Genomic DNA, 24,342 nt, shown 5'->3' on the forward strand with positions numbered 1-24,342 from the left:
TCGTTTCGGAGAAGCGTAAGCGGTCGCCTTTGTCCTCGGATTTCCACTGCTGAATAGCGGCTTAATAAAGAAATCTGAGGACAAGAGCGATCGGAGGAACGATCCGCAACCGCAGCGAGCAGCTATTCATCGGACTTTTAGGAGAGGATCAATCAAATCCCTGGAACAGAAAGGCGGTAACCGAATGAAGCCCTTAATCGTTGAGCATATAGTCAAGCAGTACGGGGAGAAAACGGCCGTAAACGGCATCAGCTTCGAGGTGGACCGCGGGGAAATCTACGGTTTGCTCGGGGCGAACGGAGCGGGCAAAACGACCACGATGCGCATGGTGCTCGGATTGATTTACCCGGATGAGGGGCGGATTCTTTATGACGGCAAAACATATACCAAGCAGCAGCTCAAGACGCTGGGTTATCTTCCGGAAGAACGCGGATTGTACGCCAAGGTAAAGGTTGGCGAGCAGCTCATCTATCTGGCCAGGCTGCGCGGAATGTCCCGGCGCGATGCCGAGGATAGTCTGCGCAAGTGGCTCGAACGTTTGGAGGTGCCCGAGCATTACGATAAGCGTGTCGAGGAGCTGTCGAAGGGCAACCAGCAGAAAATTCAGTTCATTGCCTCCGTCATCCATAAGCCGAACATCATCATTATGGATGAGGCGTTCAGCGGCCTCGATCCGGTTAATGCCGAGCTGCTCAAGTCCGTTGTCAAAGAGCTTCGCGATCAGGGTGCGACCATCCTGTTTTCGACTCACCGCATGGAGCATGTCGAGGAGCTCTGCCGGAACATCACGATCCTTCACCGTTCCCGGCCGGTTATATCGGGCAGCCTCAAGTCCATCAAGAGCCAATTTCCGCGGGAGCGCGTAATTCTTGCTGTAAACGGGGAAGTCCGGGGGCTCGAGCAATTGCCCGGCGTTGCCGGCTGTACCCGGCGCGAGGACGGATCTTACGAGATCCGGATTGCGGATGCTGCTGCGGGAGGCGGCATTCTCCGGCACTCGATGGCCCAGGCGGAGGTCACTCGTTTTGAGATCATGGAGCCGACATTAAACGAAATTTTTATAAAGACGGTAGGTGAGCGGCATGAATGATCTGAGAACCGTTATCGGCTTCACGTTCCGAAGCAAAACCAGAAGCAAATCGTTTGTCGTAACTACGCTGATTCTTGTTCTGATTCTCTCCCTCGGGGTCAATCTGCCCTACATCATTTCCCTGTTCAGCAAAGGGGAGCCGGAGCTGAAGCGGGTCGGATATGCAACCGCGCAGAGCGACCTTCTCAAAAGCAGCGTAACTCCAACGCTGCTGGGTCAGAAGCTGGAGATGTACTTCCAGCAAAAACCTGAGGCTGAACGGGAGCTGCAGCTCGTGCCGATCGAGGGCAGCGGTGCCGCAGACAAGGATGAAGCGCTTCTCCGGCAGGCCGTAGCGGACGGGCAGATCCGGGGTTACCTTTTGTTCAAACCGAATGCCGGCAATTCCTTTTACGACGTCATTTACAAATCCGAAAAAGTGCTGGACGATTCCTCCGAGAATGCGCTGAAGACGGCATTGCAAAACGTCAAGATGCAGTTCTCCGGGCTTACGGAGGAGCAGCTTCGGCTGCTTTACGCGCCGGTGAACGTACAGTCGCTGCAGATCTCAACCGCGGGAGACTCCTCCGGACTTACCGCCGCGCAGCAGAAATTGAACATAGGGGTTGTTTATGCCGTTATGTTCCTGCTGTTCTTCTCCATCATGGGCACGGGACATATGATCGCAAGCGAAGTGACGACGGAGAAGAGCTCGAGGATTATGGAGGTGCTCATTACAAGCGTTTCGCCGCTTAACGGCATGTTCGGCAAGATTATCGGCATGTTCCTGGTAGGCATTATGCAGATTGCGTTATATGTCATCGTTATTGTCGCTAACGCTCTGATTCCGACCAATCGTGAAGCTCTTGGCAATCTCAATATCCATCTGAGCGACATTGACGGCTCGCTGCTGCTGCTTGCGCTTCTGTTTTATTTGACGGGGTATTTTCTGTTCGCAACGCTGTATGCGGCAGTCGGCTCCATCGTCAGCCGAACCGAGGAATTGAATCAAGCGGTTATGCCGCTTTCGTTTCTCTCCATGATCGGTTTTTATATCGGCATTTTTAATCTCACCCATCCGGATAGCACTTTCGTAGTTGTGTGCTCGTTTATTCCCTTTTTTGCCCCATATGCGATGGTGCTGCGGGCCGGTCTCAGCGATCCGCCGCTATGGGAGGTATGGGCATCGCTGCTTATTATGCTGGTATCCATCTATGCGTTCGGCTGGCTGTCGGCCAAGATTTACCGCACCGGCGTATTGATGTACGGCAAACGTCCGACGATCAAGGAGCTGCGTAAAGCGATGAAATCTTACCGGATTTGAGTCCCGCCGTGCGGGCGACTATGGCTGCAGCACCAAAATCGGCAATTTTCCGTGGACAATGGCGGATTCGCCGCACCGACGAAAAGGCCCTTCGAACTCCGGTTGGGAATTCGAAGGGCCTTTGTTTTGTTCGTGTGTAAGGTTGCAGCTGTTAGGCCCGGTTACGGCAAATAACTGCGCAGCACGGTCATATCGCCGTGCAGCGAATAGCTGCCGAGGCTGGCCGGGAGCAGGAAGCAATCGCCGGGTTTCGCGGGCAGCTCGCCGTCCGCCCAGCGGATCAGGCCGGTGCCCTCGCAGATCACGTGGATGACGAAGCTCTCCGGCGTTGTGCCGAGCTCCCAGGAACCGTCGACCCGGCCTTTTTCCGTCACAAAATAAGGGGAACGGGCGAGCGTCAGCCATTCGTTCGCCTGCTTCAGGTCCGTCTTCATCCGGGTTGCGCCCGATCCTTCGTACGCGATCACGTTCAGCGAATCTTCCACATGCAGCTCGCGCGGCTTGCCGTCAAGACCGAGACGGTCGTAATCGTACAGCCGGTAGGTCGTATCCGAGTTTTGCTGAATCTCCGCGACAAGCACTCCCGCACAAAGCGCATGAACCGTACCGGCCGGGATGTAAAACGAATCTCCCGCCTCCACCGATACTTCCTGCAGGCAGTCCATGATCCGGTTGTCCGCGATCGCTGCGGCCAGCGACTCCCTTGTCACTCCCGTCTTCAGGCCGTAAAGAATTTTCGCACCCGGCTTCGCGTCCAGCACGTACCACATTTCCGTTTTGCCGAGTTCGCCGGGGGGAAGCTTTTCATAGTGGTCATTCGGATGCACCTGCACCGACAAATCGTCCTCGCAATCAAGCAGCTTGATGAGAAGCGGGAAGCGACCGTTTTTCTCGGAAAAGCCTTTGCTGCCGAAAAACTCCTTGCCATGCCGCTCGCGAATCTCGTCAAGGCCAAGGCCGGCCAGCTCGCCGTTCACGACCTTGGTTGTGCCGTTCGGGTGATCGCCGATCATCCAGCCTTCGCCGATGCGTCCTTCCGGCAGCCGGAGGCCAAACCTTTCGAGCGACCGTCCTCCCCAGACGCGTTCCTTCATTTCCGGTTGAAATTGCAATGGATATGGTTTCATCTCGTTTCCCTTCCTCTATATGTAATGTTCTCCAACAAATCGCTATTTTGCATTATATCATGACAGCTTTTTTTCGACAGCTATTAAATAAGGAGGAGAGTTTTTCTGATTGGTAAACCGGTACTGCAGCACTTGAAACCGCTCCTGCGGTAACCCGGAGCACCAGGCGTCGACCGCCCGCGCTTCCTCCGCGCCGCCTTCGTGTCCCGGATAAACGACGATCGTGACGATGCCGCCCTTTTTCAGCAGCCGGGTTGCCGCCTCCAGCGCGGGCAAAGTGGAATCCGGCCGGGTGATGACGGAATGGTCGTCGCCGGGCAAATACCCGAGATTGAACATGATCGCGGCTACATGTCCGTGTACGTCCGGGGGCAGATGGGCCTCCATTTCGGCGTGGCTCGCCAAAAGCAGGCGAATATGGCCGGCGGCGCCGAACTCCGCTTCCAGCCGTTCTCCCGTTTTGCGGATAGCCTGCTCCTGAACGTCGAAGCCGTAAACAACACCGCTGTCTCCGACGAGCTTAGCCAGAAACATCGCATCGTTGCCGTTGCCGAGCGTCGCATCGACCACAACGTCTCCGGGCCGGACCCGCGCCGCGGCGCACTGGTGCGCAAAGCTTAAAATCGATACGAATCCCATAAATCGTTAACGCTCCATTTCAGCATAAAAAAAGATGTATATTCGTATATTATACCGCAAATCGGAAGCCGGGAAAAAGAAAGGTGCCCCGCAGGGCACCGACTTGGCGTTTCGGCTTATTTTTTTGTCGCCAGCCAGGCGGCGAGCGTTTCGATCTCCGAGTCCTTCAGACTGTCTTTGAAAGCCGGCATCACTTTGCCGCCTTTCGTAATTTTCTCGATCAGCTGCTCCTTCGTCCGGCGCTCTCCCACTTTGCTGATATTGGGGCCAACGCCGCCTTCCAGCTGTTCCCCATGGCAGGCCATGCAGTTGTCCTTGAACAGCGGCTCCGCTTTCGCGGCGATGGCGGCATCCGCTGCGGCGTCCGCTTTAGGCGATTCCGTTTTGGCGGGGGCGGGCGTCGGTGCCGCTGTCTGCGCCGGGGTTTCCTGCTTGGGAGCTTCGGTTTTCGCAGGCTCCGCTTTAGGAGCATCCGGCTTCGGCGCCTCCGCTTTAGGTGCCTCTTGCTTGGGCGGCTCGGTTTTCGACGGCTCCGTCTTGGCCGTCTCCTGCTTGGGAGGCTCCGTCGTTTTGGCCTGCTCTGTCGTCGCCGGCTGAGCCGGGCTTGGCGTGGCTGACGGAGTCGGAGTTGGTGTCGGCGAAGGCAAAGGCGAAGGCGATGACGATGGGCTGGCGGCATCCGCTTTCGGTGTCGCTGCCGGCGTACCCGCGGCAGGGGCAGCGGCCTTGTCGCTTCCGCAGCCGGCCGCGATCAGACATACGCTCGCAATGGCGGCGGCGTACAGCAAGTTTTTCATAACGGACCACCTCTTCCATAATATTGGGCTTTACATACAAGTAACGATAACCGCCCGGGAATCGGTTCGAGGCCGCAATCAAAAAAGGAGACCCGCCTAAGGTCTCCACAATTTCCCCTGCCACGTATTGCGCCGCTTCAGCTCCGCATCGATCGCATTGAGCACTTCCCACTTTTTCAGGCTCCACATCGGACCGATCAAGAGATCCCGCGGGGCGTCTCCGGTCAGCCGGTGCACGATCATCTCCGGAGGCAGCTGCTCCAGCGTATCGACGACAAGCCCGACGTATTCGTCCTTTTCCAGAAAACGCACGAGTCCGGCCTCATACTGCTTGACCATCGGCGTTTTTCGCATCAAGTGGAGCAGATGAATCTTGATCCCCTGCACATCCATTCGCGCAACGGCTTTGCCCGTTTCCAGCATCATCTCATGCGTTTCCAGCGGCAAGCCGTAGATGATATGCGCACAGGTGCGAATGCCGTGTTTTCTTAGCTTGGACACCGCCTGCAAATAACATTCCGTATCGTGGGCACGGTTGATGAGCTCGGACGTTTTTTCATGAATCGTCTGCAGCCCCATTTCCACCCATAGATACGTTCTTTCGTTCAGCTCGGCCAAATATTCAACGACATCGTCCGGCAAGCAGTCGGGGCGGGTGGCTATCGACAATCCGACGACCCCGGGCTGCTGTAAAATGACTTCATAATATTCGCGAAGCTCTTCCACCGGGGCATACGTGTTGGTATAAGCCTGGAAATAACCGATGTATTTGGCATCCGGCCATTTTTGATGCTGCAGGTCGCGGATTTTGTTAAATTGCGTCACCAGATCGTCGCGGCGGCTCCCGGCAAAATCTCCCGAGCCCCGGGCGCTGCAAAACGTGCACCCCCCAGTGGCGATGGCTCCGTCACGATTCGGGCAAGTGAACCCGGCGTCGAGCATGACTTTGAACACTTTCTCGCCGAACATGCGGCGCATCTCGTAATTCCATGTATGAAATCGTTTATCTCCCCAGAGATGAGGCTCTATATGGGTCAGCATATTCATATGAATTGGCTCCTATCTGCAGATACTCTCCACTCATTCTACAGAATTCAACCGAAAAATGCGACCCGGTCCGCCCGGGTAAGCATCCGGCATTTTAACAAAATGCCCCTGCTTCCGGCTCGGATAAACCGTCACCCTCCGGCAGAAGATAATGTTGCACGACCCACTATAGAAACCTGAAAGGAGATTTCCCACGACATGAAAAAGTTTCGTACAGCAGTTCTGGCACTTGCCTTGACAAGTGCACTCAGCTTCGGCGCTCAAGCTAATGCTGAAACGGGAACTACCGGAACAAGCGGAACGACCGGCGGAACGAGCACCTACGGTGCAACGACTTCCGGCACGACTGGCACAGGCGGAACAGGCACCGGAACGTACAGCACCGACGGTACGACGACGGGGACGACGACCGGTACAACCACGGGTACTACAGGTACCACCGGAACGACCGGCACGACGGGCACTACCGGAACATACGGTACAACCGGTACTACGGGTACGACGACCGGAACGGGAACCTACTATAACAATGTTACAGGAACCGGAACCGGCACCTACGGTACGACGGCCGGCAACACGCTCCGCGGCTACGGCCACAATATGTTGGACCGCATGTCCACCTACGGTACCGGCAACTACGATACGTCCACGTACAGAACGTATGCCACGACTACGGACAACAACCGCGTAGACTGGGGCTGGCTCGGTTTGCTTGGTCTGATCGGTTTGGCCGGTCTGAGAAACCGCAATAGAGACCGCGGCGACATCCGTTAATCTTTTTGGCATTTATACGCATAAGCCAAAACGACCTCTCCGTGTTTTTCGGGGAGGTCGTTTTATGATGAGGATTTTTCTATTCTTTTCGCGCGAATTTTTCAAGCAGGCCGATCACCAGCTCCTGTTCCTGTTCGGTGAGACGGGACAAATGCTCCGTAACGACCTGGCGCCAAATCGTCTCCATTTCCAGAACCAGATGCCGGCCGCCTTCGGTAAGCTCCACATAAACGATCCGCCGATCCTTTTCGTTTTTGACCCGGCTGACGAGCTGATGCTTCTCCAAACGGTCGATAATCGGGGACATCGTCGCCGGCCGCACGTTCATCCAATCGGCAAGCTCCGTGATCATGAGCGGACCGCGGTTGTACAAAACCCGGAGCAAAAAAAACTGCCCCCTCGTCAGCTGCAGCCCGTCATGCTGCAGGTGGGCGTTCAGCTTTTGCCGAAGCAGCTGCTGCACCTTTTGGAAAGCGGCATAAAACCGTTCGGTTAACAGATTTTGTCGATCCATAAACTCCTCGTCCTTCTGTCATTAACTACACTAAATATATGAAACGAAGCCAGGAAAATCAATCATTTTCTTAAGCCCGTACGGGCACAATAAACATATGAATTTGAAAAAAGGGGCGAGGTGGCGAACATGTCGACGGGATTTGCCCAAGGCAACGAGACAATTACCGTTGAGCTTACCGTAAAGGAAGCGATGGCGCTTGGGGCCGGAGTCCGGTTCTGGAATCAATCCGGCATCGCGGCGGAAGCGCGGCATAAGGTTGTGGAACGGCTGAACCAAAAGCTGCTTCAGGAAAGCGGCAAACTGGACTACGCATCGCTGGGCGTTTAACCCGCTCTTTTTTTTATGCAGCGGGCGGAGTATAATCTTCCTGATAAGCCGCAAACGAGTTGGGGGATCATACGATGCGTTTAAGAGGGAGAAAAGGAATCCGCGAGGCGCTGGAGGCGCAGCCGGATCTTGTGATTTTGAATCCGAAGGAATACAAGGGACGATGGTCCGAATATTTCGGCAACGACCGCCCGATTTACGTCGAGCTTGGCATGGGAAAAGGGCAGTTCATCAGCCGCATGAGCATCAAGCATCCGGAAGCGAATTTTATCGGCGTGGACATGTATGACGAGCTGCTTCGCAGAGCAAGCGAAAAGGCGAGAGCCGCGCGAGAAGAGGCGGGCCTTGGCGAGGAGCTGTCCAATTTGGCGTTGGCCCTTTTCAATATAGAGTATATTGAAGATATTTTCTCCCCGGGGGAGCTTGAGCGCATTTATCTCAATTTCAGCGACCCGTGGCCCAAGAAAAAGCACGCCCGGCGCAGGCTGACCCACCGCCGCTTCGTGGAGAAATACATGAAGCTGCTTAATGAGCGCGGCGAAATTCATTTCAAAACCGATTCGCGCTCTCTGTTCGAATTCTCGCTGAACTCTTTTGCCGACATGGGCCTGCGAATGCGCAACATATCGCTAGATCTGCACGCGGACGGCCCTCATCCCGACAACGTGATGACGGAATACGAAACGAAGTTTTTCGAGCAAGGCATGAACATTTACCGCTGCGAAGTCGTCATCGGCCCCGAAGCTTTGGACAAGCATATCCGGCACCTCGCCGACACCGTCGCAGCGGAAGAAAAGCAAAAGCAGTCCGAATAGGACTGCTTTTGGTTTATGGCCGGGATTGCGGCGACTTAATAAGTCGAACTGATGCGCGTCATGTATGACCCAGGCATGCGTTTCGGCGCTGCGCAGCGGTCGGTCGAACCGATACGGGAAGCCTAACGGTTGCTGCTGAGCTTAATTGGCTCAAAAACGTCATTCCTAAAATGTAACGGTCGTGACAGAGCTTATTTCTCAACTTGGTTCTCTCAAAACGATGAAAGTTCACAAATAACCACTATGGCAACCGTTACAGTTTGAAACCGCCCATTTTGGCCCCTATAAGCTCACCTGCAACCGTTACGCTGTGTACCGCATGAGCCGATCCTACCTTATATTGCCATGTACATGTTTTGTTCATCCATATAGCACGGATGTAAGCGTGTCTGTGCGCAGGTTTTTGCGCCAGCGAAAACGACGCCAGACAACCGCGAGCCCGAGGCACATAGCCCCTCAACAGGCATCGCGCCAAACGTAAAGCGAGTCCGACATCGGATTTTTGCAAGAAACAAAAATCCATGGAAGGACAGTCGCGACCTAGCAGCGAGCACCCCCTCCATCAGGGCGGGTCCAGGGCGCCCGAGCGCCTTAAGGGCTTTGCGAAGCAAAGCCGGCTACGGAAGCCTGGGGTCCCCCTGGAGGGGGATTTAGGGGGTGAGCACTGTTTAGGGGGTGATAGAACTCCCCGTTGGGGACTTAGGGGTGGTGCCCTTAAGGGCCAACAGGGTATTTTTCCCCCATTAGCTCCATAATCGCCTGCGAGCACTCCGCCGGTCGGTACTGCCTCCACTTCTCAGCGAGCATGGCGCGGCGCTTCTGCACCTCGGGATACCGCTCCAGCAAATATTGAAACCAGTAATCGATCGTTTCCGTCGACCGGATCTGTTCGCCGAAGCCGTGCTCCGTGAAATACTGCAAATTTTCTTCCTCCTGCCCGGGAATGGGCTTATAAAACAGCATCGGGATACCTTTGGCCAAACCTTCCGTACAAGTCATGCCGCCGGGTTTGGTGATGAGCAGATCGGACACTTCCATCAGCTTGTCGACTTCTTTCGTAAAGCCGAGCAGGCGGATGTTCGGATGGCGGAACTGCGGGTTTGCGGACAAATCGGCAAGCGCCTTTTCATTGCTGCCGAGGCAGAAGATCATCTGAATGCGGTCCCGATAGCGCGTCAAATACTCGATAAAACCTTCCGTGTGGACGAGGCCCCAGCCGCCGCCCATGACGAGCACGGTCGGCATCGCCTGAAGCCCGAACTGCCGGCGCAGCTGCTCCTTGTCGTGCGACTCCCAAAAGCTCGGGTGCACCGGAATGCCGGTGACCTCAATATGGTCGGCTGGCACGCCGTGGTTCAGCAGCTTTTCCTTGACGTCGGGCGTCGACACCAAATATTTGTTGACCTCATTGCTGACCCATGTCCCGTGGGCGTCGTAGTCCGTGATGACCGTGCAAAGCGGGACGGACAGCCCGGAGCGCTTCAGCCGCGAGATCACCACATTCGGAAACGGATGGGTGCAGACGATCGTATCGGGTTTAAGCTGGCGGATCACCTCCGCCGTTTGTGCGTAAAACAATCGGTGCAAGGCAAGTTGGGTAAAGCGGTTCAGCGACTTTTTATACTGGTAACGGTACATAAAGCCGTACAGTCTCGGTTGGTTGATCACCGTTTTCCGGTACGCGCCAAAAATCCACGGTGCCACCGTGGGGTGTAAAAAGGATCCCAGCTCCAGCACCCGCGTTTGCACGTCGGGAGAGAGCTTTTTCAAGCTGACGGACAAAGCCTGGGCGGCCTGAGTGTGGCCGGCTCCGAATCCTTCCGACAATATCAAAACCCTTTTCCTGCGCATGATTTCACCTAACCTTGTAACCATGGATTTACCTTTGCTCAAGCGTTATCCTTTACATAATCTTAACAAATTAACATTAAACATTTCAGGGGAAAATTGCAACCGTCCCCAGTGCCGCGCCGGTTCCGATCACAGCGCCGGCCAGGCAGTCGGACGGGTAGTGCTGTCCTAAATATATACGCGACAGACCGACAATGGATGCCAGCGGAAGCAAAATAATGCCGAGCCACGGCTGAAGCCAGACCAGCGGCACCACTACGGAGAAAATCGCGGTCGTATGGCCGGAAGGAAACGAGTGGTCCGTCAGCGGGTTTTTGCATGTATGGGTGCCGGGCAGCACGAGATAGGGACGAAGCCGCGGATATTTCTTTTTTACAATAGCGACGGGGATATGGCTCAGCGCAAGGGCGATGCAGCTTTGCAGCCCCGCTTTGTGCCAGATGCCCGGCCCCCACAGGGCGACGGCAAGAGCGAAGACGATCGTAGCCGAAGCGCCTCCTGCGTGGGTGATCCCGGAAAAGATCTTATCGAGGACGAAGTGCTGGATGCGCCGGTTCACCCAAAAAAACACGCGATGCTCGCGGTCGCTCAGCCAGTGGACGACCCGATTCATAGGCAGTGTTCCTCCTTTGTGCGGTTCGGTTGAATGTAAAGAAGCGTTCACCTCCCATTGTATATGACGAGTGTTAATGGAGTATCAACTTCACGCAAGTCCGGCGCAAGCAAAAATTAATTTTTCGTTGACCTTGCGATAACAATCCGTACGTAGAATCATAACAGAGGCAAGACCGACTAAACGATGTATATAACCGTCATTTTTTACCAATGAATAGACATAAATACCTGTTGCCCCTCTTGCCTCTGAAAACTTCCGTATTAAGGGGAGATGGACATGAGGGTGGCGCTTTTTACCGATACGTATTTGCCGGATGTGAACGGGGTGGCGAAGACGCTGGGACGGTGGGTTCGGTATGTGGAGTCGCGGGGCAGCTTCTGCAAAGTGTTTGCGCCGTCCAGTCCGGAACCCGAATCGGCGGACTTAAGGACGGTCGAGCGGTTTTACAGCATCCCTTTTCTGCTGTATCCCGAATGCCGCCTGGCGCTTCCCAATCCGGTTCACGTCAGCAGGTCGCTGAAGCAGTTTGCTCCGGACCTTATTCATGTGGCGACTCCTTTTAATCTGGGGCTGACCGGCATGCTTTACGCCAAAAAACACGGCATCCCGGTCGTCGCATCCTATCATACCCATTTTGATCAATATTTGTCGTATTATAAGCTGCAGTGGATGGAAAACATGCTTTGGAAATATATGGTCTGGTTTCATCAGGAATGCCGTAAAATATATGTACCCTCGAGATCGGCGCTGCTTCATTTGCAGGAAAAAGGACTGGAGCGCATGGAAATATGGGGTCGGGGCGTAGAGACCGGTCAGTTTCATCCGTTTGTCGACCGGAAAGCCGTGTTGGGGCGATACGGCATCGCTCCGGCAAAATTCGTCATGCTGTTTGTCGGCAGGCTTGCCCCGGAGAAAAGTGTCGACGTGCTGCTGGAAGCTTGGCGAAGCTTGTCCGATGAGGTTGCGCGGCATGCGCATCTGATCATCGTGGGGGAAGGCCCGAGCGCGGAAACGCTGCGGGAGCTGTGTGCGCACGACCCGGCCGTCACCTTTACCGGCTTCGTGCAGGGCCGCGAGCTTGCCGAGCTGTATGCCGCCGCGGACGTATTCGTGTTCCCGTCGGCAACCGAGACGTTCGGCAACGTCGTGCTCGAGGCGCTGGCCTCGGGAACACCGGTGATCGGCGCCGCGGCCGGCGGCGTGCGGGACAATATCTCGCACGGGGTGACCGGGCTGCTGTGCCCTCCCGGCGACGCTTCCCGATTCGCCGCGGCGATGGAGCGGCTATTCCGCGAGGAGGCCACAAGAGCTGCGATGGCGGCCGCCGGCCGCGAATACGCGCTGAAGCAATCGTGGGACTCGATATTTTCCCGTTTGTACGCCAGCTATGCGGAGGTTGCGGCATCGGGCGAAGAGGCCATTTGTATTTGATGGGACGTATGCCGTATAATAGAACAGGTTGATAAAATGTTTGAAAAACGATGAAAATAAGACGAAAAGAATTGGATTGCAGAGAGTAAACAAGTGTGAGCCGCTGATTTCCGATGTAATGCGCAACTTCTGGCATTATCAAGCTTCTAGGAGCCTTTGACAAAACGGGTCAAAGAGAGGAAAATCATATTCGGCTACCCACGCAATCCAATGAAAGCCATCGAAGTTGTTTTCATAAGAGAGAGACAGAAGAAGATCGGATACTTCGGTGGTTCACAAAAAGGGGGATTACTGATGCTGGATAATTTGCTGCTGGGCATACAAATCGTCTTGGCAGTCATCGGCGGCTATCAGCTGTTTTTAACGTTTTTCGGCTGGTATCGGCGTAAGGCAACAAAGCAACACGAACCGCAAAAATCATTTGCCGTACTCGTCGCCGCTCACAACGAAGAGCAGGTAGTTGGGGCGCTGATTGAAAACTTGAAAAATCTCGATTATCCGAAAGAATTGTACGACATATTCGTTATTTGCGATAACTGTACGGACAAGACGGCGCAAATCGCCAAGAATATGGGCGTTTACGCGATGGAGCGCCATAACGCGAAGCTCAGGGGCAAAGGCTACGCAATCGAGTGGATGCTCAAAGAGCTTTGGAAGATGCCCCGGCAGTACGATGCCGTCGTCATGTTCGACGCGGACAACTTGGTCGGGACCGATTATTTGCGTCACATGAACAACGATCTTTGCAACGGCTCCCGCGTCATTCAGGCATACCTGGATACGAAAAACCCGAACGACTCCTGGATCACTGCAGCTTACGCCATTACATATTGGTACTGCAACCGGCTGTGGCAGCTGCCCCGGGTCAATCTCGGGCTGGCGAACTTCCTGGGCGGTACGGGCATGTGCTTCGAGTCGAGCCTGCTGAAGGAAATCGGCTGGGGTGCGACCAGTCTCGTCGAGGACCTGGAGTTTACGATGCGCTGCGTGCAGCGAGGGGTTTATCCGCACTTCAACTACGACGCAAAAGTGTTCGACGAAAAGCCGCTGACCTTCAAGGCATCCGCCCGTCAGCGTCTGAGATGGATGCAGGGCCACTTCGATGTGGCGAGGCGTTACTTCTTCCCGCTGTTCTGGCAAGGCCTGAAGGAAGGCAACTGGGCCAAGCTGGATACGGCCGTCTATGCAATAAACGTATACACCTTGTTTATCGGTTCGATTTTGACCGTATTTCTTTGGATCGATGTCGCGCTGCCGGGTGTAAGAACATTTACGTCGATGTACGATTATTCGCCGTTTTTCTTCACGATGCTGACGATACTGACCTATGCGCAGTTCCCGCTCGCGCTCGTCATCGAGAAAGCGCCGTGGAAGACGTACAAATATTTGCTGCTGTTCCCGATTTTCCTGCTGTCCTGGTGGCCGATTACGTTTTATGCGTTTTTCACCCAAAACAACAAGCAATGGAGCCACACGCAGCATACCCGCGTTATCCGGCTGGAGGAAGTGCAGAGCAAGCAGGTCAGCTAGCGCTGCAAGGGTTTGACTCCAACCTCAAAACATGGTATATTGTTTAAGTCATTTTGAATAATGCGATCAAAAGTAGAAGCGCCCGCTTCTCACCTGTCCGACATTGTTGGCTGGTTTCGTGAGCACAATGAATTCATGCAGGGTACTGTCATGTCATGAATAACGAATGTGGGCGTGTGTCATACGCCCGCATTTTTTTGTGCCCAAAAACGCGTTTTGTGCGGTCGTATCCTACTTAGGACAATCGGTAAAAACCCTTGGAGGTGGCACGTTATTAGCACAGAGCATTTGATTAACGAGGAGATTCGGGCGAAGGAAGTTCGTCTGATCGGGTCTAATGGGGATCAGCTCGGCATTAAACCGTTTCGCGAGGCGCTGCAAATTGCGCAGGACGCAGGGCTCGACCTGGTGAATGTAGCCCCTACGGCCAAGCCGCCGGTTTGCCGCATCATGGATTACGGCAAATACCGCTACGAAATGCAGAAGAAAGAAAAGGAAGCGCGCAAAAATCAAAAAATCGTGGAGCTCAAGGAAGTTCGCTTCAGCGCCACGATCGACGAGCACGACTTCCAAACGAAGCTGCGCAACGTCATCAAGTTTCTCAAGGACGGGGACAAGGTGAAGATGAGCGTCCGCTTCCGCGGCCGCGAAATCGCCCATGCGGACATCGGCCAGAAGGTGCTGGAGCGCGTGGCCGCCGAGGTCGAGGACCTCTCGATCGTCGAGCGCCGGCCGAAGCTTGAGGGCCGCAGCATGATCATGATTTTGGCACCGAAAGCACAGTAAATCACAATCTTAAGGAGGACATTGCGATGCCTAAAATGAAAACCCACAGCAGCCTGAAAGGCCGCTTCAAAATAACAGGAACCGGTAAAGTAAAACGCTACAAAGCTTACAAAAACCACCTGTTGTCCGGCAAATCCGGCCGTCAAAAGCGCGTGCTCGGCACGAACCCGGTTATGGCTCCCGGCGATGTAAGACGCCTGAAGCAGCAGCTCGCCAACATCAAGTAATTTCCCGTTTCGGACAGAATAAATCATTTACGGAGGTAGATCATCATGGCAAGAGTGAAAGGCGGTACGATCCGCGCAGCTCGTCGCAAGAAAATTTTGAAGCTCGCAAAAGGTTACTTCGGTTCCAAACATAGATTATTTAAAACTGCAAAAGAGCAAGTGATGAAATCCTTGCTTTACGCATACCGTGACCGCCGTCAACGGAAGCGCGACTTCCGCAAGCTGTGGATCGTGCGCATCAACGCGGCTGCCCGCATCAACGGCTTGTCCTACAGCAAGCTGATGCACGGCCTCAAGCTGGCCGGCATCGACGTAAACCGCAAAATGCTCGCTGACCTCGCTGTCAACGACGCAAAAGGTTTTGCGGCTCTGGCTGACGCAGCCAAGCAAAAAGTAAACGCGTAATAAGAAGCGGCATAAGCTGCACCTTCAAGCAACCCGGTTGCTTGGAAGTGCAGCTTATTTTTTTGCACCAAACGATTTCGGCGAAGAAGATCGTCCTTGAAGTATTGGAACATTGTTCAATTTTTGTTCAGTGCGCTATGGTACTATTGGCCTATATGAAAAATTCGAAGTAATACCGGCAATATTGGGAAGACCTCCGAAAGCCGAGGAACAATGGGAAACCTTAGATGCTTCAAGCTTGACCCGAAAGAAGGGAATTAAAGTGAAAATTATTTTACTTTCCTGCGGATCGGGAAACCGGTTATGGCCGATGTCCAGCGATAATCGCCCCAAGCACCCGCTTCAGCCGCTGACCGACGAAAGCGGGAAGCCGGCTTCCATGCTGCAGAGGATATGGAGGCAGCTGGTAAAACGCTGCCTCCATAAATATACGGTCATTGTAACGGAAGCGAACCAGCGAGAAACGATATTTGAACAACTCGGCAACGGAGTCGATCTTGTACTGGAGCCGGCCCAAAGAGATACTTTCCCGGCTGTTCTGCTGGCTGTCGCTTATTTGCATTCGCGTCGGGGACTTCATCCGGATGAGACGGTTCTGGTGCTGCCTGTAGACGGTATGGCGGACGAACCATTTTATGAGACGGTGTTCCAGCTTCCGGAAGCGGTGAAGCGCTCCGGGGCCCGGCTCGGGCTATTGGGCGTCAAACCGACGCATCCGTCGGATAAATACGGGTACCTGGTTCCGGAGTCGAAACCGTCCCGGTCTCAGCCGGAGCACATGGTGGAAGTAAGCCGATTTCGAGAAAAGCCGTCAAAAGATGAAGCGGAGTCGTTAATCTCCGCGGGATCGATGTGGAACTGCGGAGTGTTTTGCTTTCAAGCGCGATATGTACTGGAGCGGCTGGAGAGCTTGAGCCTGCCTGTCTCTTACGGGGAGCTTTTGCAGGTCTACTCCACTATGGCGAAGATGAGCTTCAGCTATGCGGTAGTCGAGAAGGAACGGCGTCTGGTCTCCCTCGTTTACGACGGGACGTGGAAAGACCTCGGGATTTGGGGTTCACCGACCGGAGTCATGCGTTCCCAAACGATAGGTCCCGTCGTCATGGGTCCGATTTGATTACAGCCGCCAATCAAGAAGGGATTCTTAAAAGAAGCGCTGCGCCGGCTTCCGGAACACGAGGACAAACAGTCTATACATTTAAAATGAGAATGAGGTATGGGGATGGAATCGAGAAACGTTAACAATAAGGAGAGAATGTCGTTATTCGGGTATGAACCCAAGGAAGTGGAGGCGATCATCCAATCCTTGGAACACGAGCTGATGTTATACCGGCAGGATCGCGCGGATCAGACCCAAAGGCAGGCGGCAGAGCGTTCCGAACTTATGGGCCGCATCGAAGAGACGCAGAGGGAAGATGAGCAGCTGGAAAAGGCGGAAATCTGGCGATTGGGGAGTAACTGAAACGGAGCACCGGGGATCGTGACCAGGCCTGCGAAGACGCTGGGTCTTGACTATTGGTCCGAACACGCATATAATTAACCGTAATGATAAACAACTACAGTTATCGGCTATGATGAGGACGAAGTTATAAGGGCCCTTATGTCCAGAGAGCGGCGGAATTGCTGAAACCAAAGCCATTAATCCCTTATGTACGAGCTCACCTCGGAGCTGTTTTCCTGAAAAGCATGTCTGTCCATGGAAGGCATGGCTAGTAGGGGAAATCGGAATGGCACACGTTACCGTGCCAAGGTATGACGGCATATTTTGGATGTGCCTCGTATCCTGTTGAGGCTGTGTGTCGCGAGACATGCGGCAAACCTTGGGTGGTACCACGGAAGATAAACCCCTTTCGTCCCTGCTGACGCGTTATTCGCGTTCAGGACGAGAGGGGTTTTTTAGCTTAGATTGACCTATTTTTTGAGAGGAGGAGCACACATGAACGTACAAACTACGGAAAAGTCGAAGGAACAGCTCCGTGCGGAGCTGCTGAAGCCGGACGTCATCACAGGTTCTGAAATACTGCTGAGAAGCTTATTGCTGGAGGGTGTGGACTGCGTCTTCGGTTACCCGGGCGGAGCCGTGCTGTACATCTACGATGCGATGCACGGAAATCCGGACTTTAACCACCTGCTCACACGTCATGAGCAAGGTGCGATCCATGCCGCCGACGGGTATGCCCGTTCGACCGGCAAAGTCGGTGTTTGTATCGCTACGTCGGGACCGGGGGCGACGAATCTGGTCACAGGTATCGCGACAGCCTACATGGATTCCGTCCCTCTCGTCGTCATTACAGGCAACGTAGCGACCACGGTGATCGGTACGGATGCATTCCAAGAAGCGGATATTACCGGCATCACGATGCCGATTACAAAGCATAGCTACCTGGTCAGAGACGTTAAAGATCTGCCGCGTGTCATCAAAGAGGCGTTCCACATTGCCAATACGGGCCGCAAAGGTCCGGTGCTGATCGACATTCCGAAGGACGTATCCAACGCGACCTGCGAATTCCACTACCCGGAAACGGTCAATATTCGCGGTTACAATCCGACGGTGATGCCGAACAAGCTGCAGGTGGAGAAAATGCTTGAGGCGATCGCGGAATCCGAGCGCCCGGTCATCATCGCCGGCGGCGGGGTTGTTGCGGCGGACGCATCCGCGGAGCTGCTCGAATTCGTCGAGAAAACTCGCATTCCGGTCACGACGACGCTGCTCGGCCTCGGCGGTTTCCCGAGCTCGCATGAGCTGTGGATGGGCATGCCGGGCATGCACGGAACGTATGCGGCCAACATGGCGCTGCAAAGCTGCGATCTGCTCATCAGCATCGGCGCCCGCTTCGACGACCGTGTGACGATGAAGGTGAAAGGTTTTGCACCGCAAGCGAAAAAGATCGTACACATCGATGTCGACCCGGCGGAAATCGGCAAAATCATCGAGACCGCCATTCCTTGCGTAGGCGACGTGAAGAACGTGCTGCAGCTCGCCAACCAAAAGGCGAAGCCGGCCAAATCCGAGGCGTGGATCGAAACGGTGAAGGAGAATGTGAAGAACAAGCCGCTTCGCTACAAGGATTCGGACACGGAACTGAAGCCGCAATACGTGATCGAGATGATCAACGAAACAACCAGAGGCGAAGCGATCGTGACGACCGACGTAGGCCAGCACCAAATGTGGGCGGCGCAGTACTACAAGTTCAATCACCCGCGCTCCATGATCACCTCGGGCGGTCTCGGCACGATGGGCTTCGGCTTCCCGTCGGCGATCGGCGCGCAAATGGCGCATCCGGACCGCACCGTCGTATCGATCAACGGCGACGGCGGCATGCAGATGTGCTCGCAGGAGCTGGCGGTTTGTGCGATCAACAACATTCCGGTAAAAATCGTCGTCATCAACAACCAGGTGCTCGGTATGGTCCGTCAATGGCAGGAAATCATCTACGATAACCGCTACAGCCATATCGATCTCGCCGGCAGCCCGGATTTCGTCAAATTGGCCGAAGCCTACGGCGTCAAAGGCCTGCGTGCGACGAACAAGGAAGAAGCGCACAAAGTTTGGCGCGAAGCTCTCGATACCCCAGGTCCCGTACTTGTCGAATTTGTGGTCCGTAAAGGAGAGAACGTCTATCCGATGGTTACCCAAGGTTCGACATTAGATGAAATGATAATGGGGGATTCCGAATGAGCATCCAAAGACACACCGTTTCGGTACTCGTAAACAACCAGCCCGGCGTCCTGCAGCGCGTATCCGGCCTGTTCGGCCGCCGCGGCTTCAATATCGACAGCATTACGGTCGGAGAATCCGAAGAGCCGGGCCTCTCGCGTATGGTCATCGTCACGACGGGTGACGACAAGACGCTCGAGCAGGTGTCGAAGCAGCTGTATAAGCTGATCGACGTGATCAAGGTCGTCGACCTCAGCTCCAACCCGATGGTGGCGCGCGAGCTGGCGCTCATCAAGGTCAATGCGGAGCCGAGCGCCCGCCCGGAAATTCTCGGCGTCGTCGAGACGTTCCGCGCGGCGGTCGTCGACATCGGCCCGTCGTCGCTGATCGTTCAGGTCGTCGGCGACTCCGATAAGATCGACGCGATGGTCGAGCTGCTGAAGCCTTACGGCATCCGCGAGCTGTCCCGCACCGGCGTCACCGCGATGATCCGCGGCAGCGTGAAGTAACAACCGGAACTAAAGTCAAACCAAATAAAAAAAACGCCCCGTGAGTGGGGGTTTAAGCCGATTACCGGCGATCAGGGTAGTAGGTTTAAACGCCCACTCACAGGGTTTTTAAATTAAAGGAGGATTTATACCCATGGCAGTAAAAATGTACTATGAAAAAGATGCAGACTTAAGCGTACTTAAAGGTAAAACGATCGCGATCATCGGTTACGGAAGCCAAGGCCATGCGCAAGCGCAAAACCTTCGCGACAGCGGACTCAGCGTCATCATCGGTCTTCGCCAAGGCAAGTCCTTCGAGCAAGCGAAAAACGACGGCTTTGAAGTATTGTCCGTAGCAGAAGCAGCGGCTCGCGCCGATGTTGTGCAAATTTTGATGCCGGATGAGACTCAAGCGAAAGTATACAAAGAAGAAATCGAGCCGAACGTGAAAAGCGGCGCAACGATCATGTTCTCCCACGGCTTTAACGTGCATTTCGGCCAAATCGTTCCTTCCGCGGACAAGGACGTATTGCTCGTAGCTCCGAAATCCCCGGGCCACATGGTTCGCCGCGTATACGTTGAAGGCTTCGGCGTACCGGGACTCATCGCCGTACACCAGGACGCTACAGGCAAAGCGACGCAAATCGGTTTGGCTTATGCGAAAGGTATCGGCTGTACGCGTGCCGGCGTTATCGAGACAAGCTTCCGCGAAGAAACCGAAACCGACCTGTTCGGCGAGCAAGCCGTGCTTTGCGGCGGTACTTCCGCGCTCGTTAAAGCAGGCTTCGAAACGCTCGTTGAAGCGGGCTACGCTCCGGAAATGGCTTACTTCGAGTGCTTGCACGAGCTGAAGCTGATCGTTGACCTGATGTACGAAGGCGGACTTGCTTCCATGCGCCACTCCATCTCCAACACGGCGGAGTACGGCGACTATGTGACAGGGCCTCGCATCGTAACCGAAGAGACGAAGAAAGAAATGAAGCGCGTACTGACCGACATCCAGCAAGGCAAGTTCGCCCGCGACTTCATCTTGGAAAACCAATCGAACCGCGCCTTCCTGACAGCTACCCGCCGTGCGGAAGCAGAGCATCCGATTGAGGTAACCGGCCGTCAGCTTCGCGAACTGATGCACTGGATTAAGAAGTAAACTTCAGACATATGATCGATGCGGGCAACGGCCTGATTGAGAAGCGCAAGACGCCGGGCCGCAGCAGTCGCGATAACGTGACGATGATCTGATACTGGAAATAAGAACACCCCGCACAAGCTCGGGTTTGCCTGGTTGGACCAGGCCGGCCGGCTCGTGCGGGGTGTTTTGTTATGCGGCGATGGATGTTACGAGTCTGAGTACACGCTGCAACGTCAAACGGGCGGTGGCGAGCGATGCGGTCAGTCGGTGCGGTGCGCGTTGCTGCTGAGGCCAGGGTGCGCAGTCGCAGCATACGATTTTCGGCCGGAGAAAATCGGTCAAAACCCGTTAACACCTGTCTACACCGGCCAAAACCAGTCAAAACCGGTCAAGACCAGCAAAAACTGGCCAATACCGGCCAACCAGCCGAAACCGATAAACACCGGCCAAACCGGTCAAATAAGCGCAAAGGTTTGTATAATTTAATCTTGCAGCGCCGTAAACGGGTTGAATAAACGCATTTTTGGACCTCTGTCAAGAAAGTAGACACATCGCTAAGTGAAAGTTTAAGCAGCGTTCTTAAACCGCGCAGCAAATTGAACCGGTGATAAATAGCCGATTGCGCTGTGGATTCGTTTACGGTTGTAGAAAAATTCAATGTAGCGGAAAATGGCCTCATAGGCCTGCTGCTTCGTTTTGAACCTCGAACAATAGATTAGCTCTTTCTTCAGGACGCTATGAAACGCCTCGATACAGGCATTGTCATAACAGTTTCCTTTACGGCTCATGCTCGCTTTCATCGAGTAAGCCTTCAGCTTGTCCCGGTATTCTTTCGAAGCATACTGGGAGCCGCGATCAGAATGGTGGAGAAGCCCTTTCCTTGGCCTCTTCGCTTCGTACGCAGCTTCCAAAGCGTCTACAACTAAGTCCGTGCTCATCCGGTCGTAGAGGCGCCAGCCCACGATCTCACGTGTGCACAAGTCCATAACACTGGCAAGATATAGCCGCCCTTCCCGGCAGGGAATGTAGGTAATATCCGCCACCCAGACTCTCCCTGGTTTTTTCGTAGCAAATTTCTGGTTGAGTTTGTTCGGAGCAATCGGTTGGTCATGATTCGAGTCGGTTGTTTGTACTTTGAACTTGCGGGAAACGCACGAACGCAACCCCAGCTCTTTCATGTAGATGCTGACTGTACGCTCTGAAATCTGAATGCCTTCTGCCCATAGCATGCGGGTGATTTTAGGGCTACCATACCGTCCTTTAGCATCGTGAAAATGGTAAGCAATCCGTTCCAGTATCCGACCCTTACGCCGGTTCTGATCACTGGGCATGGTTTTCTGCCATTTGTAAAAGCCGCTCCTGGACACTTGCAACACTTTGCACATCTTCTCCACTCGAAACTCGGAGCGATGATCTTCGATGAATTGGAACCTTAGTTCTTTTCCTTGCTGAAGATGTGCAGCGCCTTTTTTAGAATGGCCAGCTCTTCTTGCAAATCGGCAATTTCCCGATCCTTTTGCTTATTTGCTCGGTCTTTGGCCTCCAGCTCTTCTTTCATCTGGCGGAGCTTCTCTGGGGTGGCCAGTGGTTCATTTTCGAATGACCGGTACTGGGCCAGCCAATTGTGAATCGTTCCTGCTGGAATGTTCAATTCCGCGGCTATTTCCGGCACCGTCTTTGTCTGCTCTTGAACGTACTTTACCGTCTGTTTTTTAAATTCTTCATTGTAACGCTGTCGTTGCTCTCCCATTTGCGGACACCTCTTTATTCGTTAAGTCTATTATTAGGATCCACCTAACGTCGTGTCCACTTTTTATTCTAGCTGCATTTTTTGTATTATCGTTATTCAAAAGCAGCATTTACGCCGGAGAGCGACGGAATAAACCAACCTTTTACGCTTATCGCCGTGAAAAGGGAGCGAATTGAAGCAGATAAACCAAGTTTTTAAGCTTATCCAAGAAACCAAGCCATCCCCTTCGGAAATGTCCGCCGGGAGTACATATTAAAGCAGCAATTAGGAACAGTACAGACGCGCCACCCAAGGTGCCAAGCTTGTTCCTGCACTTACGGCCCTTAGGCGGCTTATCGTACCTGCACCGGTAAGCGGTTTGTTACCTTGCCGAAGCGGCTTCGGCTTTGACTTTGTCCATGGCTCTGGACAGCCGGTCGATGCCGATGCGCATTTGCTCGTTGTCGGTATGCGTGAAGTTGAGGCGCATTGTGTTGTGCTTCGGCTCCGTGGCGTAGAAGGCGAAGCCCGGCACGAAGGCGACGCCTTCTTCCACCGCATATTTGAGCATATGCTCGGCCTGGATATGCTCCGGCAGCTCCACCCAGACGAACATGCCGCCTTTCGGCTCCAGCCATGTGACACCTTCCCAGTTTTGCTGCTTCATCAGGGAGATCATGTGGTTTTTGCGCTGCTCGTATTCGCGGCGGATGGTGGCGATATGAGCGTACAGGTCAAAATGCAGGAACAGCTGGTGCAGCGCCTGCTGGTCCATCGTGCTGGAGTGCAGGTCCGCCGCTTGCTTGGCCCGCGTCATGTGGCGGATCACCTCCGGGTCACCGACAACCCATCCGGTGCGCAGCGCGGGGGCCACCACCTTCGAGAACGTGCTCGTATAAACGACGCAGGAGCCTTTCGGATGTTCGTCCAGCGAAAAAATCGACGGATAATGCGTGTCTTCGCCGAATTTCAATTCGCCGTACGGGTCGTCCTCGAGAATGAGCACGTTGTTCTTTTTGCAAATATCGAGCACGCCTTTGCGGCGTTCCAGACTCCACGCTTTGCCGGCCGGGTTGGAGAACGTCGGGATTACGTAGAGGAGCTTGGGCTTATGCTGCTCCACTTTCCGCTTCAGGTCGTCCAGATCGATGCCGTCGGCATCGCCTTCGACCGAAACGAGGCGGGCGTCGCGCGAATTGAACACTTGAATGGCCGCGAGGTAGGTCGGTTTTTCCACGAGGACGACGTCGCCCGGATCGAGGTAGACGCGGGTGAGCAGGTCGATCGCCTGCTGCGAGCCGGTCGTGATGAGCATGTCATCCGGCGTCACGTTCATTCCTTTGCGGGCGAGGTGCTGGCACAAGTCTTCGCGAAGCGGGGTATACCCCTCAGTCAGCCCGTACTGCAGCACGCCTTTGCCTTGATCGAGCACGCGGTTAAACGCATCGCGCACGGCATCCAGCGGGAAATGCTCCTCGGCCGGCAGCCCGCCGGCCAACGAAATGATCGACTTGCCCTGCGTTAATTTTAAAATTTCACGAACGGCCGAAGATTTAAAGCTGTTGATCATATGAGAGAAACGGTATTCCATAATATGAACGGCTCCTTTTTGTATAAAAAATTAAAAAAGACCCGTCCCCCGCAAGGGACGAGTCGTTATACCCGTGATACCACCCTGATTCCGTTAAGACGACCTATTGGCTGCAATCAGCCATCCATCGGCACGCCTCATTCGGCACTCTGCTGCGCATCTGGCAATGCGCGTTCCGGTAACGGCGGACAACCGGCGAAGCTTACTTGGCAGTTCAGCCCGCAGCTCGGAGAGGACTTTCGGCGATGCCCTGCACACCGGCTTTCAGCAACCCCGGCTCTCTGGCGGAACAGGCACATGCGTACTTTTTCTCGTCATCGTATTTCCGTGTTTTGCGATTATTTTACTCCCATGCTTGTTTGAAGTCAAGAAGAAACCGCAGGTAAATCGTTTCGCGCGATAGGAGCGATTTTATACTTTTTTTAGAAATGGTTTAGAACCGCTTTAGGCTTGAAGGTTACGATG

At 54.3% G+C, this 24,342-nt stretch carries 23 protein-coding genes, 1 pseudogene and 2 other annotated features; of the genes and pseudogenes, 15 read left to right on the forward strand and 9 right to left on the reverse strand.

The window, feature by feature from the left end; translation table 11 throughout:
* Positions 1-184: 184 nt before the first annotated feature.
* Both MYS68_RS33715 and MYS68_RS33720 read left to right on the forward strand, forming a co-directional pair.
* A complete protein-coding gene (locus tag MYS68_RS33715) occupies positions 185-1,090 on the forward strand; it encodes an ABC transporter ATP-binding protein (RefSeq protein ID WP_248929924.1) in 906 nt (301 codons plus the stop codon).
* On the forward strand, positions 1,083-2,393 hold the full coding sequence (locus MYS68_RS33720) for an ABC transporter permease (protein WP_248929925.1): 1,311 nt from the start codon (positions 1,083-1,085) through the stop codon (positions 2,391-2,393). Before MYS68_RS33715 ends, MYS68_RS33720 begins: the two co-directional genes overlap by 8 nt.
* Before the next feature lie 161 nt (positions 2,394-2,554).
* Here MYS68_RS33720 and MYS68_RS33725 read toward each other — a convergent pair whose 3' ends face one another.
* The 4 genes from MYS68_RS33725 to mnmL form a co-directional block, all read right to left on the reverse strand.
* Entirely contained in the window at positions 2,555-3,520 is a 966-nt protein-coding gene (locus MYS68_RS33725; RefSeq protein ID WP_248929926.1) for a type I phosphomannose isomerase catalytic subunit, read from the reverse strand.
* 57 nt (positions 3,521-3,577) lie between these two features.
* The gene (gene mnmM / locus MYS68_RS33730) at positions 3,578-4,159 is read right to left on the reverse strand and encodes a tRNA 5-(aminomethyl)-2-thiouridylate-methyltransferase MnmM (RefSeq protein ID WP_248929927.1); all 582 of its coding nucleotides are present in this window, start codon (positions 4,157-4,159) and stop codon (positions 3,578-3,580) included.
* A gap of 116 nt (positions 4,160-4,275) precedes the next feature.
* Positions 4,276-4,956, reverse strand: coding sequence for a c-type cytochrome (locus tag MYS68_RS33735; RefSeq protein WP_248929928.1), 681 nt, complete (start codon positions 4,954-4,956; stop codon positions 4,276-4,278).
* A 96-nt stretch (positions 4,957-5,052) separates the two neighbouring features.
* The gene (gene mnmL / locus MYS68_RS33740) at positions 5,053-6,003 is read right to left on the reverse strand and encodes a tRNA modification radical SAM protein MnmL/YtqA (protein WP_248929929.1); all 951 of its coding nucleotides are present in this window, start codon (positions 6,001-6,003) and stop codon (positions 5,053-5,055) included.
* Between the two features lie 198 nt (positions 6,004-6,201).
* On the opposite strand from mnmL, the gene MYS68_RS33745 reads away from it, so the two are divergent.
* Positions 6,202-6,777 (forward strand): WGxxGxxG-CTERM domain-containing protein, encoded by a 576-nt coding sequence (locus MYS68_RS33745; RefSeq protein WP_248929930.1) that lies wholly within the window; start codon positions 6,202-6,204, stop codon positions 6,775-6,777.
* A gap of 79 nt (positions 6,778-6,856) precedes the next feature.
* On the opposite strand, the gene MYS68_RS33750 is transcribed toward MYS68_RS33745, so the two are convergent.
* Positions 6,857-7,291, reverse strand: coding sequence for a MarR family winged helix-turn-helix transcriptional regulator (locus MYS68_RS33750; protein WP_248929931.1), 435 nt, complete (start codon positions 7,289-7,291; stop codon positions 6,857-6,859).
* Between the two features lie 129 nt (positions 7,292-7,420).
* On the opposite strand from MYS68_RS33750, the gene MYS68_RS33755 reads away from it, so the two are divergent.
* Positions 7,421-7,621: a hypothetical protein gene (locus MYS68_RS33755; protein WP_248929932.1), complete on the forward strand. Its 201-nt coding sequence runs from the start codon at positions 7,421-7,423 to the stop codon at positions 7,619-7,621.
* A 74-nt stretch (positions 7,622-7,695) separates the two neighbouring features.
* Positions 7,696-8,436, forward strand: a complete 741-nt coding sequence (trmB, locus tag MYS68_RS33760) for a tRNA (guanosine(46)-N7)-methyltransferase TrmB (RefSeq protein WP_248929933.1) — start codon at positions 7,696-7,698, stop codon at positions 8,434-8,436.
* A 714-nt stretch (positions 8,437-9,150) separates the two neighbouring features.
* Here trmB and MYS68_RS33765 read toward each other — a convergent pair.
* On the reverse strand, positions 9,151-10,287 hold the full coding sequence (locus MYS68_RS33765; protein WP_248929934.1) for an MGDG synthase family glycosyltransferase: 1,137 nt from the start codon (positions 10,285-10,287) through the stop codon (positions 9,151-9,153).
* A gap of 85 nt (positions 10,288-10,372) precedes the next feature.
* Positions 10,373-10,900: a phosphatase PAP2 family protein gene (locus MYS68_RS33770; protein ID WP_248929935.1), complete on the reverse strand. Its 528-nt coding sequence runs from the start codon at positions 10,898-10,900 to the stop codon at positions 10,373-10,375.
* 279 nt (positions 10,901-11,179) lie between these two features.
* Between MYS68_RS33770 and MYS68_RS33775 the strand changes: the two genes are divergently transcribed.
* The 10 genes from MYS68_RS33775 (at position 11,180) to ilvC (ending at position 20,575) form a co-directional block, all read left to right on the forward strand.
* A complete protein-coding gene (locus MYS68_RS33775) occupies positions 11,180-12,334 on the forward strand; it encodes a glycosyltransferase family 4 protein (RefSeq protein WP_248929936.1) in 1,155 nt (384 codons plus the stop codon).
* A gap of 294 nt (positions 12,335-12,628) precedes the next feature.
* Entirely contained in the window at positions 12,629-13,864 is a 1,236-nt protein-coding gene (locus MYS68_RS33780) for a glycosyltransferase family 2 protein (protein WP_248929937.1), read from the forward strand.
* Positions 13,865-13,928: 64 nt separating this feature from the next.
* Positions 13,929-14,069: a sequence feature (ribosomal protein L20 leader region), on the forward strand.
* Positions 14,070-14,152: 83 nt separating this feature from the next.
* The gene (infC, locus tag MYS68_RS33785; protein ID WP_248929938.1) at positions 14,153-14,650 is read left to right on the forward strand and encodes a translation initiation factor IF-3; all 498 of its coding nucleotides are present in this window, start codon (positions 14,153-14,155) and stop codon (positions 14,648-14,650) included.
* A gap of 26 nt (positions 14,651-14,676) precedes the next feature.
* Positions 14,677-14,877 carry a 50S ribosomal protein L35 gene (gene rpmI, locus MYS68_RS33790; protein ID WP_248929939.1) on the forward strand — a complete coding sequence of 67 codons (201 nt, stop codon included), beginning with the start codon at positions 14,677-14,679 and terminating at the stop codon, positions 14,875-14,877.
* Positions 14,878-14,922: 45 nt separating this feature from the next.
* Positions 14,923-15,282, forward strand: a complete 360-nt coding sequence (rplT, locus tag MYS68_RS33795) for a 50S ribosomal protein L20 (protein ID WP_248929940.1) — start codon at positions 14,923-14,925, stop codon at positions 15,280-15,282.
* 262 nt (positions 15,283-15,544) lie between these two features.
* The gene (locus MYS68_RS33800) at positions 15,545-16,399 is read left to right on the forward strand and encodes a sugar phosphate nucleotidyltransferase (protein ID WP_248929941.1); all 855 of its coding nucleotides are present in this window, start codon (positions 15,545-15,547) and stop codon (positions 16,397-16,399) included.
* Positions 16,400-16,504: 105 nt separating this feature from the next.
* A complete protein-coding gene (locus MYS68_RS33805) occupies positions 16,505-16,744 on the forward strand; it encodes a hypothetical protein (RefSeq protein ID WP_248929942.1) in 240 nt (79 codons plus the stop codon).
* 474 nt (positions 16,745-17,218) lie between these two features.
* Complete coding sequence (gene ilvB / locus MYS68_RS33810; protein WP_248929943.1) at positions 17,219-18,961, forward strand: biosynthetic-type acetolactate synthase large subunit; 1,743 nt, start codon at positions 17,219-17,221, stop codon at positions 18,959-18,961.
* Entirely contained in the window at positions 18,958-19,449 is a 492-nt protein-coding gene (gene ilvN / locus MYS68_RS33815) for an acetolactate synthase small subunit (protein ID WP_248929944.1), read from the forward strand. The genes ilvB and ilvN overlap by 4 nt, the downstream gene beginning before the upstream one ends.
* A gap of 133 nt (positions 19,450-19,582) precedes the next feature.
* A complete protein-coding gene (gene ilvC / locus MYS68_RS33820; RefSeq protein ID WP_248929945.1) occupies positions 19,583-20,575 on the forward strand; it encodes a ketol-acid reductoisomerase in 993 nt (330 codons plus the stop codon).
* A gap of 548 nt (positions 20,576-21,123) precedes the next feature.
* Here ilvC and MYS68_RS33825 read toward each other — a convergent pair.
* Both MYS68_RS33825 and MYS68_RS33835 read right to left on the reverse strand, forming a co-directional pair.
* Positions 21,124-22,307 (reverse strand): annotated as a pseudogene (locus tag MYS68_RS33825) (IS3 family transposase).
* A gap of 361 nt (positions 22,308-22,668) precedes the next feature.
* A complete protein-coding gene (locus tag MYS68_RS33835) occupies positions 22,669-23,877 on the reverse strand; it encodes an aminotransferase-like domain-containing protein (protein WP_248929947.1) in 1,209 nt (402 codons plus the stop codon).
* Between the two features lie 50 nt (positions 23,878-23,927).
* Positions 23,928-24,204: a binding site (T-box leader), on the reverse strand.
* Positions 24,205-24,342 lie beyond the last annotated feature (138 nt).

This window comes from Paenibacillus hamazuiensis, from assembly GCF_023276405.1.
GTDB lineage: Bacteria > Bacillota > Bacilli > Paenibacillales > NBRC-103111 > Paenibacillus_AF > Paenibacillus_AF hamazuiensis.